Origin of the sequence: Sorangium sp. So ce1335 (assembly GCF_051521615.1) — a bacterium.
Taxonomy (GTDB): Bacteria; Myxococcota_A; Polyangia; order Polyangiales; family Polyangiaceae; genus Sorangium.
In genome coordinates this window covers 11,255,586-11,270,972 of record NZ_CP150363.1, presented here as the reverse complement: position 1 = coordinate 11,270,972, position 15,387 = coordinate 11,255,586, and the positions used below count along the sequence as shown (strand labels likewise).

The 15,387-nt window shown below is 74.1% G+C and carries 13 protein-coding genes and 2 tRNA genes; 6 read left to right on the top strand and 9 right to left on the bottom strand.

Going from position 1 to position 15,387, the window contains the following annotated elements:
- Positions 1-74: 74 nt before the first annotated feature.
- The 6 genes from WMF24_RS42255 to WMF24_RS42230 all read right to left on the bottom strand — a co-directional run bounded on the left by WMF24_RS42255 (position 75) and on the right by WMF24_RS42230 (position 8,888).
- On the bottom strand, positions 75-722 hold the full coding sequence (locus tag WMF24_RS42255; protein WP_437733134.1) for a hypothetical protein: 648 nt from the start codon (positions 720-722) through the stop codon (positions 75-77).
- Positions 719-1,774, bottom strand: coding sequence for a chromosome partitioning protein ParB (locus WMF24_RS42250; protein WP_437733133.1), 1,056 nt, complete (start codon positions 1,772-1,774; stop codon positions 719-721). The genes WMF24_RS42255 and WMF24_RS42250 overlap by 4 nt, the downstream gene beginning before the upstream one ends.
- A 46-nt stretch (positions 1,775-1,820) precedes the next feature.
- The gene (locus WMF24_RS42245) at positions 1,821-4,184 is read right to left on the bottom strand and encodes an AAA family ATPase (RefSeq protein WP_437733132.1); all 2,364 of its coding nucleotides are present in this window, start codon (positions 4,182-4,184) and stop codon (positions 1,821-1,823) included.
- Positions 4,185-4,306: 122 nt separating this feature from the next.
- Positions 4,307-5,293: a universal stress protein gene (locus WMF24_RS42240; RefSeq protein ID WP_437733131.1), complete on the bottom strand. Its 987-nt coding sequence runs from the start codon at positions 5,291-5,293 to the stop codon at positions 4,307-4,309.
- Complete coding sequence (locus WMF24_RS42235; protein ID WP_437733130.1) at positions 5,287-8,325, bottom strand: glycoside hydrolase family 65 protein; 3,039 nt, start codon at positions 8,323-8,325, stop codon at positions 5,287-5,289. Before WMF24_RS42235 ends, WMF24_RS42240 begins: the two co-directional genes overlap by 7 nt.
- Before the next feature lie 158 nt (positions 8,326-8,483).
- On the bottom strand, positions 8,484-8,888 hold the full coding sequence (locus WMF24_RS42230) for a response regulator (protein ID WP_437733129.1): 405 nt from the start codon (positions 8,886-8,888) through the stop codon (positions 8,484-8,486).
- Between the two features lie 331 nt (positions 8,889-9,219).
- On the opposite strand from WMF24_RS42230, the gene WMF24_RS42225 reads away from it, so the two are divergent.
- The gene (locus WMF24_RS42225; RefSeq protein ID WP_044970202.1) at positions 9,220-9,882 is read left to right on the top strand and encodes a response regulator; all 663 of its coding nucleotides are present in this window, start codon (positions 9,220-9,222) and stop codon (positions 9,880-9,882) included.
- Positions 9,883-9,915: 33 nt separating this feature from the next.
- Here WMF24_RS42225 and WMF24_RS42220 read toward each other — a convergent pair whose 3' ends face one another.
- A complete protein-coding gene (locus WMF24_RS42220; protein ID WP_437733128.1) occupies positions 9,916-10,587 on the bottom strand; it encodes a pentapeptide repeat-containing protein in 672 nt (223 codons plus the stop codon).
- Positions 10,588-10,640: 53 nt separating this feature from the next.
- On the opposite strand from WMF24_RS42220, the gene WMF24_RS42215 reads away from it, so the two are divergent.
- Positions 10,641-11,525 (top strand): alpha/beta fold hydrolase, encoded by an 885-nt coding sequence (locus WMF24_RS42215; RefSeq protein WP_437733127.1) that lies wholly within the window; start codon positions 10,641-10,643, stop codon positions 11,523-11,525.
- Positions 11,526-11,633: 108 nt separating this feature from the next.
- Positions 11,634-12,443, top strand: coding sequence for an exodeoxyribonuclease III (xth, locus tag WMF24_RS42210; RefSeq protein WP_437733126.1), 810 nt, complete (start codon positions 11,634-11,636; stop codon positions 12,441-12,443).
- A gap of 40 nt (positions 12,444-12,483) precedes the next feature.
- Here the strand turns inward: xth and WMF24_RS42205 are convergent, their stop codons facing one another.
- A complete protein-coding gene (locus WMF24_RS42205) occupies positions 12,484-13,494 on the bottom strand; it encodes a penicillin-insensitive murein endopeptidase (protein WP_437733125.1) in 1,011 nt (336 codons plus the stop codon).
- A gap of 393 nt (positions 13,495-13,887) precedes the next feature.
- Between WMF24_RS42205 and WMF24_RS42200 the strand changes: the two genes are divergently transcribed.
- The 3 genes from WMF24_RS42200 to WMF24_RS42190 all read left to right on the top strand — a co-directional run bounded on the left by WMF24_RS42200 (position 13,888) and on the right by WMF24_RS42190 (position 14,491).
- Positions 13,888-13,961 (top strand) — tRNA-Arg (locus WMF24_RS42200).
- A gap of 80 nt (positions 13,962-14,041) precedes the next feature.
- A tRNA-Lys gene (locus tag WMF24_RS42195) sits at positions 14,042-14,114 on the top strand.
- Positions 14,115-14,233: 119 nt separating this feature from the next.
- A complete protein-coding gene (locus WMF24_RS42190) occupies positions 14,234-14,491 on the top strand; it encodes an ATP-binding protein (protein ID WP_437733124.1) in 258 nt (85 codons plus the stop codon).
- A 305-nt stretch (positions 14,492-14,796) separates the two neighbouring features.
- Here the strand turns inward: WMF24_RS42190 and WMF24_RS42185 are convergent, their stop codons facing one another.
- Complete coding sequence (locus tag WMF24_RS42185) at positions 14,797-15,375, bottom strand: HEAT repeat domain-containing protein (RefSeq protein ID WP_437733123.1); 579 nt, start codon at positions 15,373-15,375, stop codon at positions 14,797-14,799.
- Between the last annotated feature and the right edge of the window lie 12 nt (positions 15,376-15,387).

Sequence of the window (15,387 nt, the reverse complement as noted above, 5' to 3'; positions counted from 1 at the left end):
GCGCTTCGGGGCGTGAATCGAGCGGTGGCCGGAAGAGAGCGGCAGTCGGGAGAGCGCGGAAGATCGCGAGTCGATCACCCCTCGTCGATGAGCTCGATCATCATGGCTCGCGCCGGCCCGCCGGCGGGGATCCAGCGGCAGAGCTCGTCGACGCCGACGTCGTCGACGACGCGGCGGAGCTCCGCGCGCGCGGCGGCGAGCTCGCCCCGGGCGGCCAGCGCGTGCGCCCGCGTGATGCGGTTGCGCTGGCGCACCTCGGCCGGCTCGCCGCGCTCGCCGTCGCGGCGGCCGACCAGGGAGAGCGCCCCCTCGGGGTCGCCCGCGCGCGCGAGCACCGCGGCGCGCGCCGCCCGCACGAGCGGGCGCACCGACGCCGGCGCGCGATCCTCGTCCAGCTCGTCGAGGAGCCGCGTTGCCGCGTCGATGTCGCCCGCGCAGAGCTGCCACTGGGCGAGGTGGCTCAGGAGGAGCAACCGTACCTGCGGAAGTATCCAGTCGTGCGGGATGTCGCGCAGCGAGGCGGCCGCCGCCTTGTAGTTCCCCTCCCACGCGAGCGACCGGCCGACGACGTGCGCGGCGTAGGCGTAGACGACGCGGGGGTCGCCGAGGTGGGTCGGCGGCGCGGCGGCGGGATCCGCGGCGGGGAGCGCGGCCGGCGGCGCGGCGCGCGGGGCCCCGGCCGGCCGCGGGGGCGCGGGGAGGCGGGGCGAGCGCGGGATCATCCCGCGGGCTCCTCGGGCGGGCCGGCGGCGCGCGCGACCTGGTCGGGGCGGACGGAGGCCGGATCGAAGCGCTGCGCCGACGCCAGCATCTTGTTGAGCGTCGGCTCGAACGGCGCGTCCGGGGAGCGCTGGAAGCGGAGCGGGTTGATGCGGGCCACGACGAACGCCTTCAGGTAGGGGCTCTCGAAGCCGCGGGCCCGGAGGCCGTCGACGGCCTGCGCGACGGCGTCGTCGAGCGCGAGCAGGAGGTCGGCGCGCGCCCGCCGGGTCTCGAGCGCCTCCGGGAGCGGCTCGTCGAGGAAGCGGTCGATGTGCCGGAGGACGGACTGGTAAGCGCCGCCCGAGAAGCGCGGGCGGCGCTCGTAGCAGAGGCCGAGCGTGAGCAGGCTCGGCTCCTCGAACTCGAGGCGGAACTCCTGCTCGGGGCGGGGATCGAGCTCGGCGAGGGAGCGCGCCATGCGCGTCACCTCGAGCGCCTTCTCGCGGACGTTGTGCGCCTTCTCGGTGTTGAGGGCGAGGATGCGGTAGGCGATCCGCTCGTCCGGCAGCACGAGCGCGACGGCGCTCTTCGCGCCGAGGCGCGTGAGCGCGGCGCGCCGGTGGTTGCCGTTCGGCGTCCAGTACCGGCCCTCGCCGGGCGCGGCGGGTGCGGGGCGGCCCGGGCCGGACGAGAGCGGGGTCCGCACGGCGATGATGGGGTCGAGGAAGCAGTCGAGCTTGTCGATGACGTCGCCGAGGCGCGCGACGTGCGCCTCCGAGAGGTCGCGCTGGAACGGCGTCGGCTCCACCCGGTCGAGCGGCAGGCCGGCGAGGATCGCCCACGCGCCGCCGACGGGCTCGCGGTAGATCGCGAGCACGCTGCCGCCGTCGCTCCGGATCGCGTCGCCGAGCGCGGCGACCTCCCGCGGGGGCGCGCCGGCGGCGAGCTCGCCGGCGTCGAGGCCGCGCGTGGCCTCGGCCGGCGCGGCCTTCTTCCGCCGCGCCCGGGGGGCGGGCTTCGGCTCCTTCGGCTCCTTCGGCGCCCGCGGCTTGGCTGTGCGCTTCGCGGCCATGATCCTCCTCGGCGACCCCGGAGCGCGCTCCGGGGATCGACCCTCCTCAGCGACCCCGGAGCATGCTCCGGGGATCCGCGCCCGTCCCCCCTCTCATCGTGTCGGCGATCGCCTGGTGGAAGCGCTCGAGCCGCTGGTCCGCCGCGTGGAATACGGTCCCCTCCGGATACCTGCCGTCCGCGTCGGCGACGCCCGCGGGGACGCCGGTGATGATCTCGATGCCCTCCTCGATCGAGCTCACCTCGTACACGTGGAAGCGGCCGGCCTCGATCGCCGTGACGATGTCGCCGCGCAGCATGAGCGCGTCGCGGTTGGCGCTCGGGATCAGCACGCCTTGCTCGCCCGTCAGGCCCTTGGCGGCGCACAGGTCGAAGAAGGCCTCGATCTTCTCGTTGATGCCGCCCACGGGCTGCATGCTGCCCTGCTGATCGATGCTGCCGGTGGCGGCGAGCTCCTGGCGGATGGGGACGCCGGAGAGCGCGGACAGGAGCGCGTAGAGCTCGCTGGAGGAGGCGCTGTCGCCCTCGATGGGCTCGTAGGTCTGCTCGAAGACGAGCGAGGCGCCGAACGAGAGCGGGCGGTGCTGGGCGAACCGGGCGGCGAGGAAGCCCGTGAGGACGAGGACGCCCTTGCTGTGGAGCGGGCCGGACATCTCGACCTCGCGCGCGATGTTCACCGGGCCCTCGCGGCCCGGGTAGACGACCGCCGTCACGCGGCAGGGGCGGCCGAACGTCTGCGGTCCGTCGGACAGCACCGAGATCGCGTTGACCTGCCCGACGCGGCGGCCGGTGACGTCGATGCGGATCGTGCCGTCGGAGAGCATCTCGTGGACGTGGTCGCGGAAGTGGCTGCCGCGGCGGCGCGCCGACTCGAGCGCCTCGTTGACCTCGGGGCCGTCGACGACCTTGCGGCCGCGGCGCTGCGCGCGGTAGCCGGCCTCGGTCGCGACCTCGGCGATGAGCCCGAGCTGGGCGCTCACCTTGGTCTGGCTCTCGGCGAGCCGGCCGCCGTGGAAGAGGAGCGCCGTCACGCCGTCGGCCGTGATCGGCGGCAGGCCCCGGTCGTGCGCGAAGCCGGCGAGGAACGCGGGGTAGGTGAGGAACGCCTGCTCGAGCGAGATGGTCGTCTCGAAGCGCGCCTGCACCTTGAAGAGCTGCGAGAACTCGGGGTCGGCGTCGTGCAGGTCCTGGTAGAGCTGCGGGTTCGTGACGAGGACGACCTTCACGTCGATCGGGATCGGCGGGAAGAGCAGCTCCTCGGCGGTGCCGCGGAAGTACGACGGGTTGTGCTCGGGCACGATGAACTTGCCCGCGAGCAGGCACGCCTTGAGCTGCTCGTAGAGCGCCTCGTTCTTGAGGAGCGCGCCCGCGGGCAGGATGAGGAAGCCGCCGGCCGCCTCGTGGAGCGCGCCAGCGACCGCGAAGCCGGGCTCGGGCGGGAAGCCGGAGTCGGGCGGCGCGTGCGTGCGGCCGAAGAGGGCGCTCAGCGTGGGGTAGGGGACCTCGACGACGGGGGCGCCGGAGTCGGGCGTGTGCTCGGTGAGCAGCGTCGGGACGACGACGCCCCGCGGGAGCGTGGCGCCGCCCTCCTCGCCGCGCGCCTCGTCGACGAGCAGGCGGAACTCCTTCGAGACGACCGTCTCGACGTCCGCGAGGAAGGCGCTGATGTCGTCGCGGCCCTCGAAGCGCGCGAGGACGGGCTGGAAGCACCCCTTCACGCCGTCGCTGAGGAGCTGCTTCACCACGCTGCGCAGCTCGGCGTCGGCCTCGTCCTGCACCGTGGCGAGCCGCATCTCGAACTCCTCGATCGATCCGGCGACGGCGAGCAGGGCCTCGCCGTCCGGCGCGTTCGACGCGTCCTCGAGCGAGGTGATCTGCACCTCGTCCTCGCCGCGGACGAGGTCGAGGCCGAGCTCGCGCGCGGCGGCCTTGAGCTGCTCCTCGAGCCGCCGCTCCTCGGCGTTGACGCGGCGCTGGATCTTGCCGCGCGCCTGCTTGAAGCGCTCGCCCTCGGTGGCGCCGCGCAGGGCGTCGACGAGCTTCTCGTGGAGCTCCTCCATCGCCTCGACGAAGGGGCGGCCCTCGCCCGGGGGGAGCGACAGGACCGTGGGCTCGCTCGGGCGGTGGGGGTTCGGCAAGAGGAGGATGTCGTCGGGCGTGGGGCGGCTCGCGGCGATGCGCTTCGCGACGGCGCGGGCGCAGAACGTGCGGCCGGTGCCGGGCGCGCCGACGACGACGACGTGGAAGCGAGGCTGGCGGATATCGAGGCCGAAGGCGAGCGCGGCGAGGGCGCGCTCCTGCGAGCCGATGCCCGCGGACAGCGGCGCGACCTCGTCCGTCGTCGAGAATCGGAAGCTCTCGGGGTCGACGATCTTGCGGCACTCGCTGGCGGGCAGCTTCCGGGCGACCATGTCGGCGCACCATAGCGCCTTTCGCCGCCCGTTGGCGCGGAGCCCGTCCGGCGCGGCGCGGCGGCGCGGATCGTCGCATGGTTTCTCGCACGATCGCGCCGACCCGCGCCGGCGAGCGCTGTCTACCGCCGCAGGACCATCACCGGGCAGGGCGCGTCGCGGAGCACGTCCCGGAAGACGGCGCCGTGCTGGTCCACGAGCTGGCCGTGCCAGACGAGGACCACGAGATCGCTCGCCAGCTCGCCGGCGAGCCGCAGGATCTCCGCCGCCGGCGCGCCCTTGCCGAGGAAGAACCGCGTCGTGACGTCGTGGGGGCAGTGGCCGATCGCGCCGAGGAACCGGGCCAGGAACTCCTCGGTGAACGCGGGCCACTCGTGCTGGGGCTGGTCGACGTAGAGGGGCGCCACCATCGCGCCCGGCTCGGAGGGCGCCGGCGTCGAGACGGGCGGCGCGTCCCCCGCGTCCTCGCCCCGCGGCGAGGCGCCGCCGACCATCACGATGTCGAGCTCGGCGCCGAGCCTGCGGGCGAGCTCCCCGGCGGGGGTGACGGCGGCGGCCGTGCTGGGGGCGCCGTCGAGCGGCAGCAGGATGCGCCGGAGCCGGCTCGACGGCCGGTGCGCCGGGCCGATGACGACGACGCCGCACGCCGAGGCCTCGAGGGCGCGCGCGGCGAGCCGGCCGACGCCGAGGCGGTCATCCGTGAGCTCCTCCGGCTCGGAGGCCACGACGACGAAGGCGGCGTCGCCGCGCTCCGTGGCCGAGGCGAGCGCGCCGGGGAGGTCGCCGCTCGCCTCGACGTGCAGCACCACGCCGTGCAGCGCCTCCGGGTCGACCCCGAGGTGGGCCGGCACGTCGCTCGGATCGAGCGGCTCGGCGCACACGAAGAGCCCGTGCAGCGGCGCCCGCAGCGCGCCGGCGATGAGCCGCCCGAGCTCGACGGCGCCGAGGTGGACGCGGTCTCCGTGGAGGGCGACGAGCACGTTCCTGTTCCGCACGCCGCTCGTCGGCGAGGGCTCGTCGTCCTCGCGCGCCGGGTAGGGCGGCTCGATGCCGGAGACGGACAGCGCTCCGCGTCCTCCGGGGGACCCGTTGCGCACGGCGCTCACCATGTCGTGACCTCCTCCCATGGGTGAAACCGGCCGCCGGCCCGCCGCGCCACGTAGCGGCGGCCCGGCTCGGCCAGCACGGCGCTGGCAGGCGCGCCCGCGTCGAGCGCGCAGATCGGCAGGGGCGCGCTGCCCTCGAGCGCGACCTCCACCGCGTCGTCCTCGACGTGGATCTCGAGCGCGCGGCCCCGCCAGAAGATCGGGATCTTGACGTGCCGCCAGCCCGGCAGGAGGTGCGGCTCGATCCCGATCGCCTCGTCGTCGGCCGGGTGCGGCGCCCCGTCCGGACGATCGCCCCGCGGCACGCGCGTGACGCCGGCCACGCCGAACGCGACCGCCTGCCAGAGGCTGCCCATCGCGGCGATGTGCACGCCGCCGGCGGCGTTGCCCATCGTGTTGCCGAGGTCGATGTCGGCGGTCTGGTCGAAGTAGCGCTCGGCGAGCGCGTGCAGGTCGAGCCGGGCGGCGACGAGCGCGTGGGCGCCGGGGCTCAGCGAGCTCCCGTGCGCGGTGCGCGGCTCGTAGTAGAGGAAGTTGTCGCGCCGGGCGCGCGCGGGCACCGCGCTCCAGAGGAGCGCGAGGACCTGCACGACGTCCGCCTGCTTCACGACCTGGCAGGCCTGCGTCCGCTCGCGGCCCAGCAGCATGTCGATGGGCGCGGTGCGCACGGCGTAGTCCGCGATCGAGAACGGCGCGAGGCGGAAGTAGCCCGCGAACTGCTCGATGAGGCCCGTCTCCGGGTCGATCCCGAGGACCACGCGGTCCGCGACGTCGCGCCAGCGCTCGACCTCCTCGGGGCGGAGGTCGAGCCGCGAGAGCACGTCGTCCCGCACGTCGCCGCGCCGGACCATCGCCGCGGCGATGCGGAGGTTGTGCCGCGCCATCCAGTTCGTGAAGGCGCTGTCGTCGACGCCCTCGTGGTACTCGTCTGGCCCGATGACCCGCCGGATGTGGGCGCGGCCGTCCGGCCCGAGCTCGGCGCGGCTCGCCCAGAAGCGCGCCGTCTCGATCAGGATCTCGGCGCCCTCGCCGCGCGCGAAGTCGAGGTCGCCGGTCGCGCGGGCGTACGCGTGGGCGGCGTAGGCGACGTCGGCGCTGATGTGGTGCTCCTGCTCGCCGGAGAGCACCCGGGCCACCTCGCCGAACGGGGTGATCACGAGCGGCGGCGTCGTCTCGTCGCCGGTGTCCGCCGACTCCCACGCGTAGAGCGCGCCCTCGTAGCCGAGCGCCCGCGCCTTGCGGCGCGCGCCCGGGAGCGTGTGGTGCCGGTAGAGGAGGAGCGCGCGCGCGGCCTCGGGGTAGCAGTGGGTGTAGAAGGGGACGAGGAAGATGTCGGTGTCCCAGAAGACGTGGCCGCGGTACGCCTCGCCGGCGAGCCCGCGCGCGCCGACGGAGCAGCGCGCGTCGTCCGGGTTCGCCGAGCCGATGAGGTGGTACAGGGCGAACCGGAGCGCCCGCTCGATCTTCGGGGCGCCGTCGATCTCGACGTCGGCGCGGCGCCAGCGCTCCGCCCACGCGCGCGCGTGCTCGCCGAGCAGGTCGTCCACGGGGCGGCGCGAGAGCTCCGCCTGGAGCGCCTCTCCCGCCTGGCGCGGCGCGGGGGTGTCGCGCGACGTGTGGAGCGTCGTCGTCCGGAAGAGGCGGCGCCGCTCGGCGACGCGGACGCTCAGCTCGCAGCGCTCGGCGATCGAGCGCGCGTCCGCGGTGCGCGCGCACCGCGCGCCGCCCGCCGCCTCGGGTGAGGCGGCTCCCTCGGCGGCCTGCTCCGGCAGCACCCGGAGGTGCGACGTCATCGCGGTGACGAGCCCGCCGTGCGTGCGCCCGACGAGGATCAGGCTGCGCGCGGTCGCGTCCGCCGCGAAGCGCTCCCAGTGCGCCGCGCCGCTCGCGCTCTTCACGTCGCCGCTCAGGATCGCGTCGACGCGGATCGTCCCGGTGAAGTTCAGCGGGGCGACGCTGACCGCCTCCATCAGGACGTGGCGGTCGGCGAGCGACGCGGCGTGGAGCGTGTGCAGGCGCGCGACGTGGCCTCCCTCGCCGCACCGCAGGCAGTCGCGCAGCAGCACGCCGCGCCGCATGTCGAGCTCGCGGCGGTGGTGGAGCACGCGGCTCGTCTCGACGGAGAACGGCTCGCCCTCGATGACGACGCTCAGCCGGCCCCAGTCGGGGGCGATCACGAGCTCCGGGACGCGGCTCACGTCGGCCGAGGGCTCGAACGCGCCCGCGATGAACGTCGCCGGCCGCGACACGCTCGAGCCCTCCGCGAGCGACGCGCGCGAGCCGAGGTAGCCGTTGGCGATCGCGAGCAGCGACTCGATCTCGTGCTCGCGCGCGACGTCGAACCCCGGCTCGTCGATGACCCACGCGGCGTCGCGCGGCGCCGCGTGGGCGCCGAGCTCCCGGTCGAGATCGCGCTGGAGCGCGAGGATGTCGCAGAGCCGCTGCGCGCCGGCGGTCGCGTGGACGGCGCCCGCGAGCCCCGGCGCGTCGCGGAGCCCGCGCCCGTCGGCCACCTGCGCCGCCTGCGCGCCGGCGCCCGGCTCCCGCGAGATCGCGAGCCTGTCGCGCGGCTCGATGCGGAGCGGCGCGACCACGCGGGCGACCAGCGCGGCGATCGCGGAGCCGCCGTCGTCCGGGCCGTGCGCCGCGCGGCCGACGAGCGCGACCGCATCGCCGCGGCGGTCGAAGCCGTGGAGCTCGGCGGCGCCGAGCGCGCCGAGGAAGAGCCGCCTGCGGCCGTCGGCGCGCACGGCGCGCGCGAGCCGCCGCGCGAGGTCGCGCACGGCCTCGGGGGCGGCCAGCACGGCGACGCGCGCCCCCAGCGCGAGGAGCTCGTCGAGCAGCGCCGCGGCGCGGTCGCCCGCCTCCGCGAGCAGGCCCCCGTCGATCGCGATGAAGCGGAAGCGGTGGTGCAGCTCGGCGGGCAGCCTCGTCGCCGCCGCCGGCGCGCTCGCGGCGGCGTGGCCGCTCGGCCCGCCTCGCATCGGGATAGGCGCGCTGTCCGGGATAGGCGCGCCGTCTTGGAGCGACGACATCTCGGCTTCCCCCCGGGGCGGCCTACGCGAGGACCGTGCCGCCGGGCCTGTGCAGGCCGGGATCAGCGAGGGCGGCGGCGCGCTCGCGGTGCACGGCGCGAGCAGCGCGTGATCAGCGCGTGATCAACGCGTGATCAACGCGTGATTCAGCGCGTGGTTCAGCGCACGGGGCCGATCAGCCGGTCGAGCACCGTGAGGAGCCGGTCGACGTCGAAGGGCTTCGCGATCACGCCGGCCACGGGGCCGCGGATGCTGGGCTCGCTCACGCCGGAGAGCAGCAGGACGGGCACGTGGACGCCCGCGGCGGCGAGCGCGGTAAGGAACTCCTCGCCGGTCATCTCGGGCATCACGTAGTCGAGGAGCACCGCCCGGGGCCGCGCGCCGCGGGCGAGGCGGTCGAGCGCCTCCCGCGGCCGCGTGAAGCCCTGGACGCGGTATCCCTCGTCGGAGAGCAGGTCGATCAGCGAGTCGACGAGCGCCGGATCGTCATCGACGACGAAGATCTCCGCGCCCCCGAGCCGCGAGGCGCCGGTCAGGCTGGGGGAAAAGCCCGGCGAGCTCATCCCACTCCTCGCGATCGGGGGCCTTCGCGGCGCATGAGGCGCGCAGAGGATACCAGACGGCCGCCGCGACCGCATGGTGCGAGATGCGGCGAGGTCGCGCCGGCCCGGTCGTGATGCCACCCACGCCGGGATTCTCCGCTCAGCCCCGAAACTCGCTCAGGACGGAGTTTTCCTTATCAATTGGGCTTGCCGCCGCGCCGCTGCTTGCAGATCGTTGAGCACCTGATACCCCTGTAAGGTTCCTCCCAGGACGACCTGAGCAGCTTGACTTGGCCTGCTCATGGGTATCGAATTGTGGTCCGAAGGACATCCAAATCCCCCTGTGGTCATCATGGCGGAAACCCCTGCTAGCAAGCTGCACATCTACCTCATCGACGATCACCCGGTCGTTCGCGAAGGCTTCGCTCGAGCGCTCTCGGACGAGCCCGACATGGTCGTCGTGGGCCAGGCTGGTACAGCGGCCGACGCCTTGCGCGAGACGGCGAGCTGCAAGCCCGACGTCGTGCTCGTCGACCTCAACATCCCCGACCGGGACGGCATCGAGCTGCTCGGGGCCCTGAGAGCGCAGCTACCGCAGGCGAAGCTCCTCGTGCTGAGCGGCTACGACGACGAGTTCCGCGTCGCCGAGGCGCTCCGCGCGGGCGCGCAGGGGTACCTCGTGAAGACGTCGAAGCTCGAGGAGGTCATCGAGGGCATCCGCCGGATCGCGACCGGCGGCGCGCCGCTGTCCTCGAGCATCGCGGGCGCCGTCGTGCGCGCGATGCGCAAGCCGGCGAGCGAGGGCTCCGGCGGCCTCGACGCGCTGACGCCGCGCGAGCGCCAGGTCCTGCGGCTGCTCGCGGCCGGCGTGTCGACGCGCGAGACGGCCGCGCGGCTCACGATCAGCCCGAAGACGGTGGAGACCCACCGCGTGCGCATCTACGCGAAGCTCGGCTGCAAGAGCGCTGTCGAGCTGACCCGCATCGCGGTCCGCACCGGGCTGATCGAGGCGTAGTCCCGCCACGGTCGCGCACGAGGCGCCTCCCCCTCACTTGCCGGGAGCAGGGCGCCTCGTCTGCTTTTTCGTCGGTTTCGTCGGTCTCTTCAGCTGACTCGTCTTCCCCGGCATCGCTCCCTTCTTCGCCCTCGCGGGCGACGGGCTCGCCGCCGCTCGTCCCTTCGCCTCCTCGAGCAGGCGGTCGATGCGCACGCCGTCGATGGTGAGCCCATCGATCGTGCAGCCGACGATCGCGACGTCGCGGAGATCCGACTGCTCGAAGCGGGCGCCGCGCAGGCTCACGTCGGACCATCGGGTCGACGTGGCGTCGGCGTTGTCGAAGCGGGCGCCGGCGAGCGCGATGTCGTCGAGCGAGGCGCCGGCGAGGGTCGCGTTGTGGAGGCGGGCGTTGCGCAGGTCGGCGTCGTCGATCTCGGCGTCGGTGAGCGCGACGTTGTGGAGGCGGGCGCCGCGAAGGTCGATGTCGTCGAGGTCGGCCCCGGCGAGGGTCGCGTTGTGGAGGCGGGCGCCGCGCAGGTCGACGTCATCGAAGCCGGCCTCGGCGAGCGTCGCGTTGTGGAAGCGGGCGCCGCGCAGATCGGCGTCGTCGAAGTCGGCCCCGGCGAGCGTCGCGCCGTGGAAGCGCTCGGGCGTCGCCGGCCGGGTGACCTTGTCCTCCGCGGTGCGGCCGCGCGCCGGCGCGATCGGGGGCTTCTTGGCCATGCGTCCATGCTAGCGCTAGGCGCAGGTCGCGCGCTCGCGCGGCCCGGAGAGCCATGAACGCACACGACGGCTTCGTGCCCCACCACGCCCTCGTCTCGGCGCCCTCGGCGCCGCCCGCCCGCTGGATGCTCGTGCTGCACGGCATCTTCGGCTCGGGCGCCAACTGGCGCACCTTCGTCCGGCGCCTCGCCGAGGCGCAGACCGCCGGCGGCGCGCCCGGGCCCGCCGCGCGGCCGTGGGGCTTCATCCTTGTCGACCTGCGGGCCCACGGCATGTCGCAGGACCCGCCCGCGCCGCACACGATCGCCGCCGCCGCCGACGACCTGCTCCGGCTCGGCGATCGCCTCGGCCTCGACGTCCGAGGCGTGATGGGCCACTCGTTCGGCGGCAAGGTGGCGCTCGCCTACCTGGAGCGCCGGCCCGAGGGGATCGAGCGCGGCTTCGTCCTCGACTCGGATCCGAGCGCAAGGCCCGCCGGCGAGAGCGGCTCGGAGAGCCCCGGCGTGCTCGAGCTGCTCCGCGCGATCCCGCAGCCGATCGCGTCGCGCGAGGCGTTCCTCGAGGCGGTGCAGGCCGCCGGGTTCAGCCGCGGCATCGCGGAGTGGCTGGCGATGAACGTCCGCCGCGAGGGCGACGGCTTCCGCATCCGGCTCGATCTGGACGTCCTGAATGACCTGCTCACCGACTACTTCGCGCGCGATCTCTGGCACGTCCTGGAGGACCGGCCGGCCCCGGCCGCCGCCGGCGCCGAGGCGCGGCGCATCCACGTGGTCCTCGGCGGCAGGTCCGCGTCGATCTCGCCGGCCTCGCGCGCCCGCTTCGAGGCGCTGCCGGCGCGCGCGCCGTGGGTCTCGGTGCACGTGCTGAAGGCGGCCGGGCACTGGCTGCACGTCGACGATCCGGAGGGCCTCTTCGAGGCGATCCGGTCGGCCCTGTAGGCAGCGTCTTTACCGGTCGGCCCTGGAGGCGGTGCTCCGTGCAGCGGGCGCTCGGCCGCGATCCAGGCTTTCCGCCCTGCGCTCGCTCCACTATCGGTGAGCGGACCTATGCGCATCGCGTCCTGGAACGTGAACTCCATCCGCACGCGGCTCGAGCAGCTCACGAGCTGGCTGGTCCGCGCCGCGCCCGACGTCGTTTGCCTGCAGGAGACAAAGGTCGAGGACGGCAGCTTCCCCGAGGCCGCGCTCTCCGAGGTGGGCTATCGGTCGATCGTCTTCGGCCAGAAGACCTACAACGGCGTGGCGATCGCCGCGCGCTTCGGGCTCTCGATCGACGACGTGAAGAAGGGCCTCGACGGTGACGAGGAGGACGTCGCTCGGCGGATGCTGGCGGCCACGGTCGAGGGGGTCCGGATCATCAACGTCTACGTGCCGAACGGGCAGGCGGTGGGCACGCCGGCCTTCGCCTACAAGCTGGCGTGGCTCGGGCGGCTGCGGAGCGAGCTCGAGGCGCGCTACAGCCCCGAGCAGCAGCTCCTGATCTGCGGCGACTTCAACGTGGCGCCCGAGCCGATCGACGTCGCGGAGCCGAAGAAGTGGGAGGGGCAGGTGCTCTTCCACCCGGACGAGCGGGCCGCGCTGGGCCGCCTGATGGAGTGGGGGCTCGTGGACGCGTTCCGCGCCTGCCACCCGGGCAAGGTCGCCTATAGCTGGTGGGACTACCGGATGGGCGCGTTCCGGCGCAACAAGGGCCTCCGCATCGACCTCGCGCTCGTGACGCGGCCGCTCGCGGCGCGCTGCACGGACGTCGCGATCGACACGCGCCCGCGGGAGCTCCAGCGGCCCTCGGACCACGCGCCGGTCGTGGTGGAGCTCGGGGACGGCGCGGCGCCGCCCGGGGCCGCGCCGGCGGTCTGAGGGCGGGTCAGCGGGGGGCGGATGCCGCGGCGGGCGGCCCTCAGCGGGGGGCGGCTGCCGCGGTGGGCGCCGCGGGGCTCGCGCACCCGGGCCGGGGCACCGACTCCTCGACGCAGGCGCCCCGCATCGACGCGGGGCACGCGATGCGGATGTGGAAGTGGTCGTTGTGCAGGTCGGCGTCCCGGGGGCTCATCATGGCGGCAGCGGCCCGGGCCCGGAGCTCCGCCGGTACGCGCTTCTTCGCGGCGTAGGCGAGCAGCCGCGCCCTCAGCGCGTCGGTCACGAACAGGTACTTCACCCCGGCTTGCCGGTCCTGGAGCAGCGCCTCGACGAGCGCCCAGTTGCGCTTGTCGTCGAACCGCGCCCCGGGGAGGCCGATGGCGTCGCCCTTGTCGTCGAAGGCCACGAACCGCTCGGTGCGCAGCGTCTTGCCCTTCGAGTTCACGACGTAGAAGCCGACGTCGGCGTCGCGCCCGGTCTGGTGGGAGTTGTGCCCGTCGAGCGCGCCGCCCGTCCTGGCCGAGAGATCCCCGACGAGCAGCGCGGAGTCGCCGTGCTTCTTGGCGACCTGGAAGGCGGCGCGCCGCAGGGCCTTCACGAGCACGGGCAGCCCCCACGCCCTGGCGCCCCGGCGCACCTTGAGGTGCCGCGACGATCGGAGCCGCACGGCGCCGGTCAGCCGCCCGCGGTTGGGGGCGCCCTTCGCCAGGGGCTTGCGCTCGTCGGCCTCGGCGCCGGTGCCGCCTCGCTGCGCGCGGAAGGCCTCGTCCCGCTTCGCCGCCCGCGTCTTGCCGGCTCGCGCCGGGGTCTTCGCCCTGGCGGCGTCGCGCCGCGCGGCGCGCGCGTCGCTCTCGGCGCCGGCGGAGGTGCGCGCGGCGCGGGGCTTGCCGTGCGGGCGCCTGGCCTTGGCCGGCTGCTGCTCGGCCGGGACCGGCTCGGCGGCTGGCGGGGCGCCCAGGGCCGGCGCCGCGACCGAGAGCGCGAGCAGGAGCGCGGCGACCGGGCCTCGGGAAGCGAGGAGGCGGCGAGAGAGCGGGCGAAGCAGCGGCATGACGGGGGCGGACCCTACCTTGCGGCGCCGCGCGCAGAGAACTTCTTTTGCAGCCGGCTCCGGCCTGAGCTGGCCCCGACCGGCGGGCGGCCAGGCATGGCCCTGGGGCGGCGGAGAGCAGCAAGGCGCGGTCCCGGAGCGGCGGAGGGATGCCGCTGGCCGCGGCCGGTGGGCGGCGCGCGGCGCCGCGCTGAAGGGCGCCGCGGTGAGGGGGCGCGCGGCGCCGGGGTGAGGGGCGCGCGGCGCCGTCGGGGCGGGCTCAGGCCGGCATCCGTCCGAGCTCAACGGGGGCGCCGGCCCAAGAATTGCGCGCCGTGCATCTTTAACGCCTTGACACAACGGCCCCGGTGCGGTTAGAAGCGTTCCGCGTGCCCCGCCGAGGGGCTCGCAGGAGCGCCCGTAGCTCAGCTGGATAGAGCGTCGGACTTCGAATCCGAATGTCGCCTGTTCGAATCAGGCCGGGCGTGCCGGGCTCAACGGGTAACGCAAGCGACCCGGCGAGACTCGGGGTTTCTGTTCCAGTTTCAGGTGTTTTGACAATTCATTCGGGCCATTAGCTCAATTGGTAGAGCAGTGGACTCTTAATCCATTGGCTGAAGGTTCAAGTCCTTCATGGCCCACCCGAGATGATCGACGAGTCCGGCCAGCCCGAGGGGCTGGCTGGGACAGCCGGGACGACGGCTGGAATCATTCAAGAAGCCGCACGAGACAGATACTCGAAAGCCCGACGACCCACAGGGTGTCGGGCTTTCGGTGCTCTGAGCAGCACGGTAGGTTGCCTCACTCCGGCGCCCCGTGCGGTGCGTCAGGTCGACGTCACGTAGGCGAGTTCCGGGATCGGCCTCAACGTGTGGGGGACAGAGCGCCCGGTTCCCTCACGACAAGCCTCGTTTTCAGCGACTGTCCCGCCGTGCTCCAGAGCGCCACGTGCGCAACGGCACTCATCGATCGTATCGTCCACCACGCCGATGCGATCGCGATCAGCGGCAAGAGCTAGAGGCTCCGCGAGGCACAGGAGCGTGCGCGCCGGCTGGCTTCCGGGCGCACCGGAGCCTAGCGGAGCAGTCACCGAGGGACGGGCCGCAGGAGGAGACGCGGGTTGCCGCTCACCATGCCGCGGTCGGCCGGCGGCTGAAACGGGGTCCACGGCGGCGGACGCGCCAGCGGGTGCCGCCGTGCTCGCCGGCGCGGCGACACCCGCTGGCGCTGCGGTGGGACCAAGGAAAGGCGCGTGAAGGTGTCCTGTAGCTCGGGGCGCGTGGAGAAGACGTGCCGTCGCGGTCGACCGCGACCGCTCCGGCGTCAAGAACTCGAAGTCGGTGGGTAGACAGCCAGCATTCGGCGGGCCACAGCCCTCGTCTCGGCGTCCTCGTCGTTGTCGGCGACGTGCTCGACCAAGCCCCGCGCCTCCGGCAATGCGCGGCACCCGATGGCGAAGAGGGTGGCCTGCCTCAACAAGGGATCCTTGTCGGACAGGTACCGGCGGTACAGCGCCAGCACCTCGCCGTTGTAACGGCTGAAGACGAGACCTACCCGGATGATGGCCTTCACGCGCTCGTTGTGCTCCTCCTCCTCATCCGCGAGATCGATCAGCTCACCTTCGTCGTAGGCGAGGAGGGCACGGCGGAGCTGCGTGACGACCTGATCGAGGTTTGCGCCCCTGACCCACAGGTAGCGCTCGTCCGTCAATCCATCCTCGACGTAGTGGATCGCCGTCAGCGAGTCCGAGGTCGCCCATACCTCTTCGCGCCCCCTCATAGGCGCTTCGCGGTCCCCCGCCCGATGAAGCACCCAGCCGTGCAGTCGCGCGGCGTCGGCCAGCTCCTCGTGCGTCGCGCTTGGCTTCAGGAGCACGTATTTTTCAGCCGCCTTCGGATTCATACACACACCGTA

Coding starts and splice junctions, on each gene's coding strand:
- WMF24_RS42240 (WP_437733131.1), bottom strand. CDS start 5,293: ATGGTGAGCGCCGTGCGCAACGGGTCCCCCGGAGGACGCGGAGCGCTG.
- xth (WP_437733126.1), top strand. CDS start 11,634: ATGCGCATCGCGTCCTGGAACGTGAACTCCATCCGCACGCGGCTCGAG.
- WMF24_RS42225 (WP_044970202.1), top strand. CDS start 9,220: ATGGCGGAAACCCCTGCTAGCAAGCTGCACATCTACCTCATCGACGAT.
- WMF24_RS42250 (WP_437733133.1), bottom strand. CDS start 1,774: ATGGCCGCGAAGCGCACAGCCAAGCCGCGGGCGCCGAAGGAGCCGAAG.
- WMF24_RS42245 (WP_437733132.1), bottom strand. CDS start 4,184: ATGGTCGCCCGGAAGCTGCCCGCCAGCGAGTGCCGCAAGATCGTCGAC.
- WMF24_RS42235 (WP_437733130.1), bottom strand. CDS start 8,325: ATGTCGTCGCTCCAAGACGGCGCGCCTATCCCGGACAGCGCGCCTATC.
- WMF24_RS42205 (WP_437733125.1), bottom strand. CDS start 13,494: ATGCCGCTGCTTCGCCCGCTCTCTCGCCGCCTCCTCGCTTCCCGAGGC.
- WMF24_RS42255 (WP_437733134.1), bottom strand. CDS start 722: ATGATCCCGCGCTCGCCCCGCCTCCCCGCGCCCCCGCGGCCGGCCGGG.
- WMF24_RS42230 (WP_437733129.1), bottom strand. CDS start 8,888: ATGAGCTCGCCGGGCTTTTCCCCCAGCCTGACCGGCGCCTCGCGGCTC.
- WMF24_RS42215 (WP_437733127.1), top strand. CDS start 10,641: ATGAACGCACACGACGGCTTCGTGCCCCACCACGCCCTCGTCTCGGCG.
- WMF24_RS42185 (WP_437733123.1), bottom strand. CDS start 15,375: ATGAATCCGAAGGCGGCTGAAAAATACGTGCTCCTGAAGCCAAGCGCG.
- WMF24_RS42220 (WP_437733128.1), bottom strand. CDS start 10,587: ATGGCCAAGAAGCCCCCGATCGCGCCGGCGCGCGGCCGCACCGCGGAG.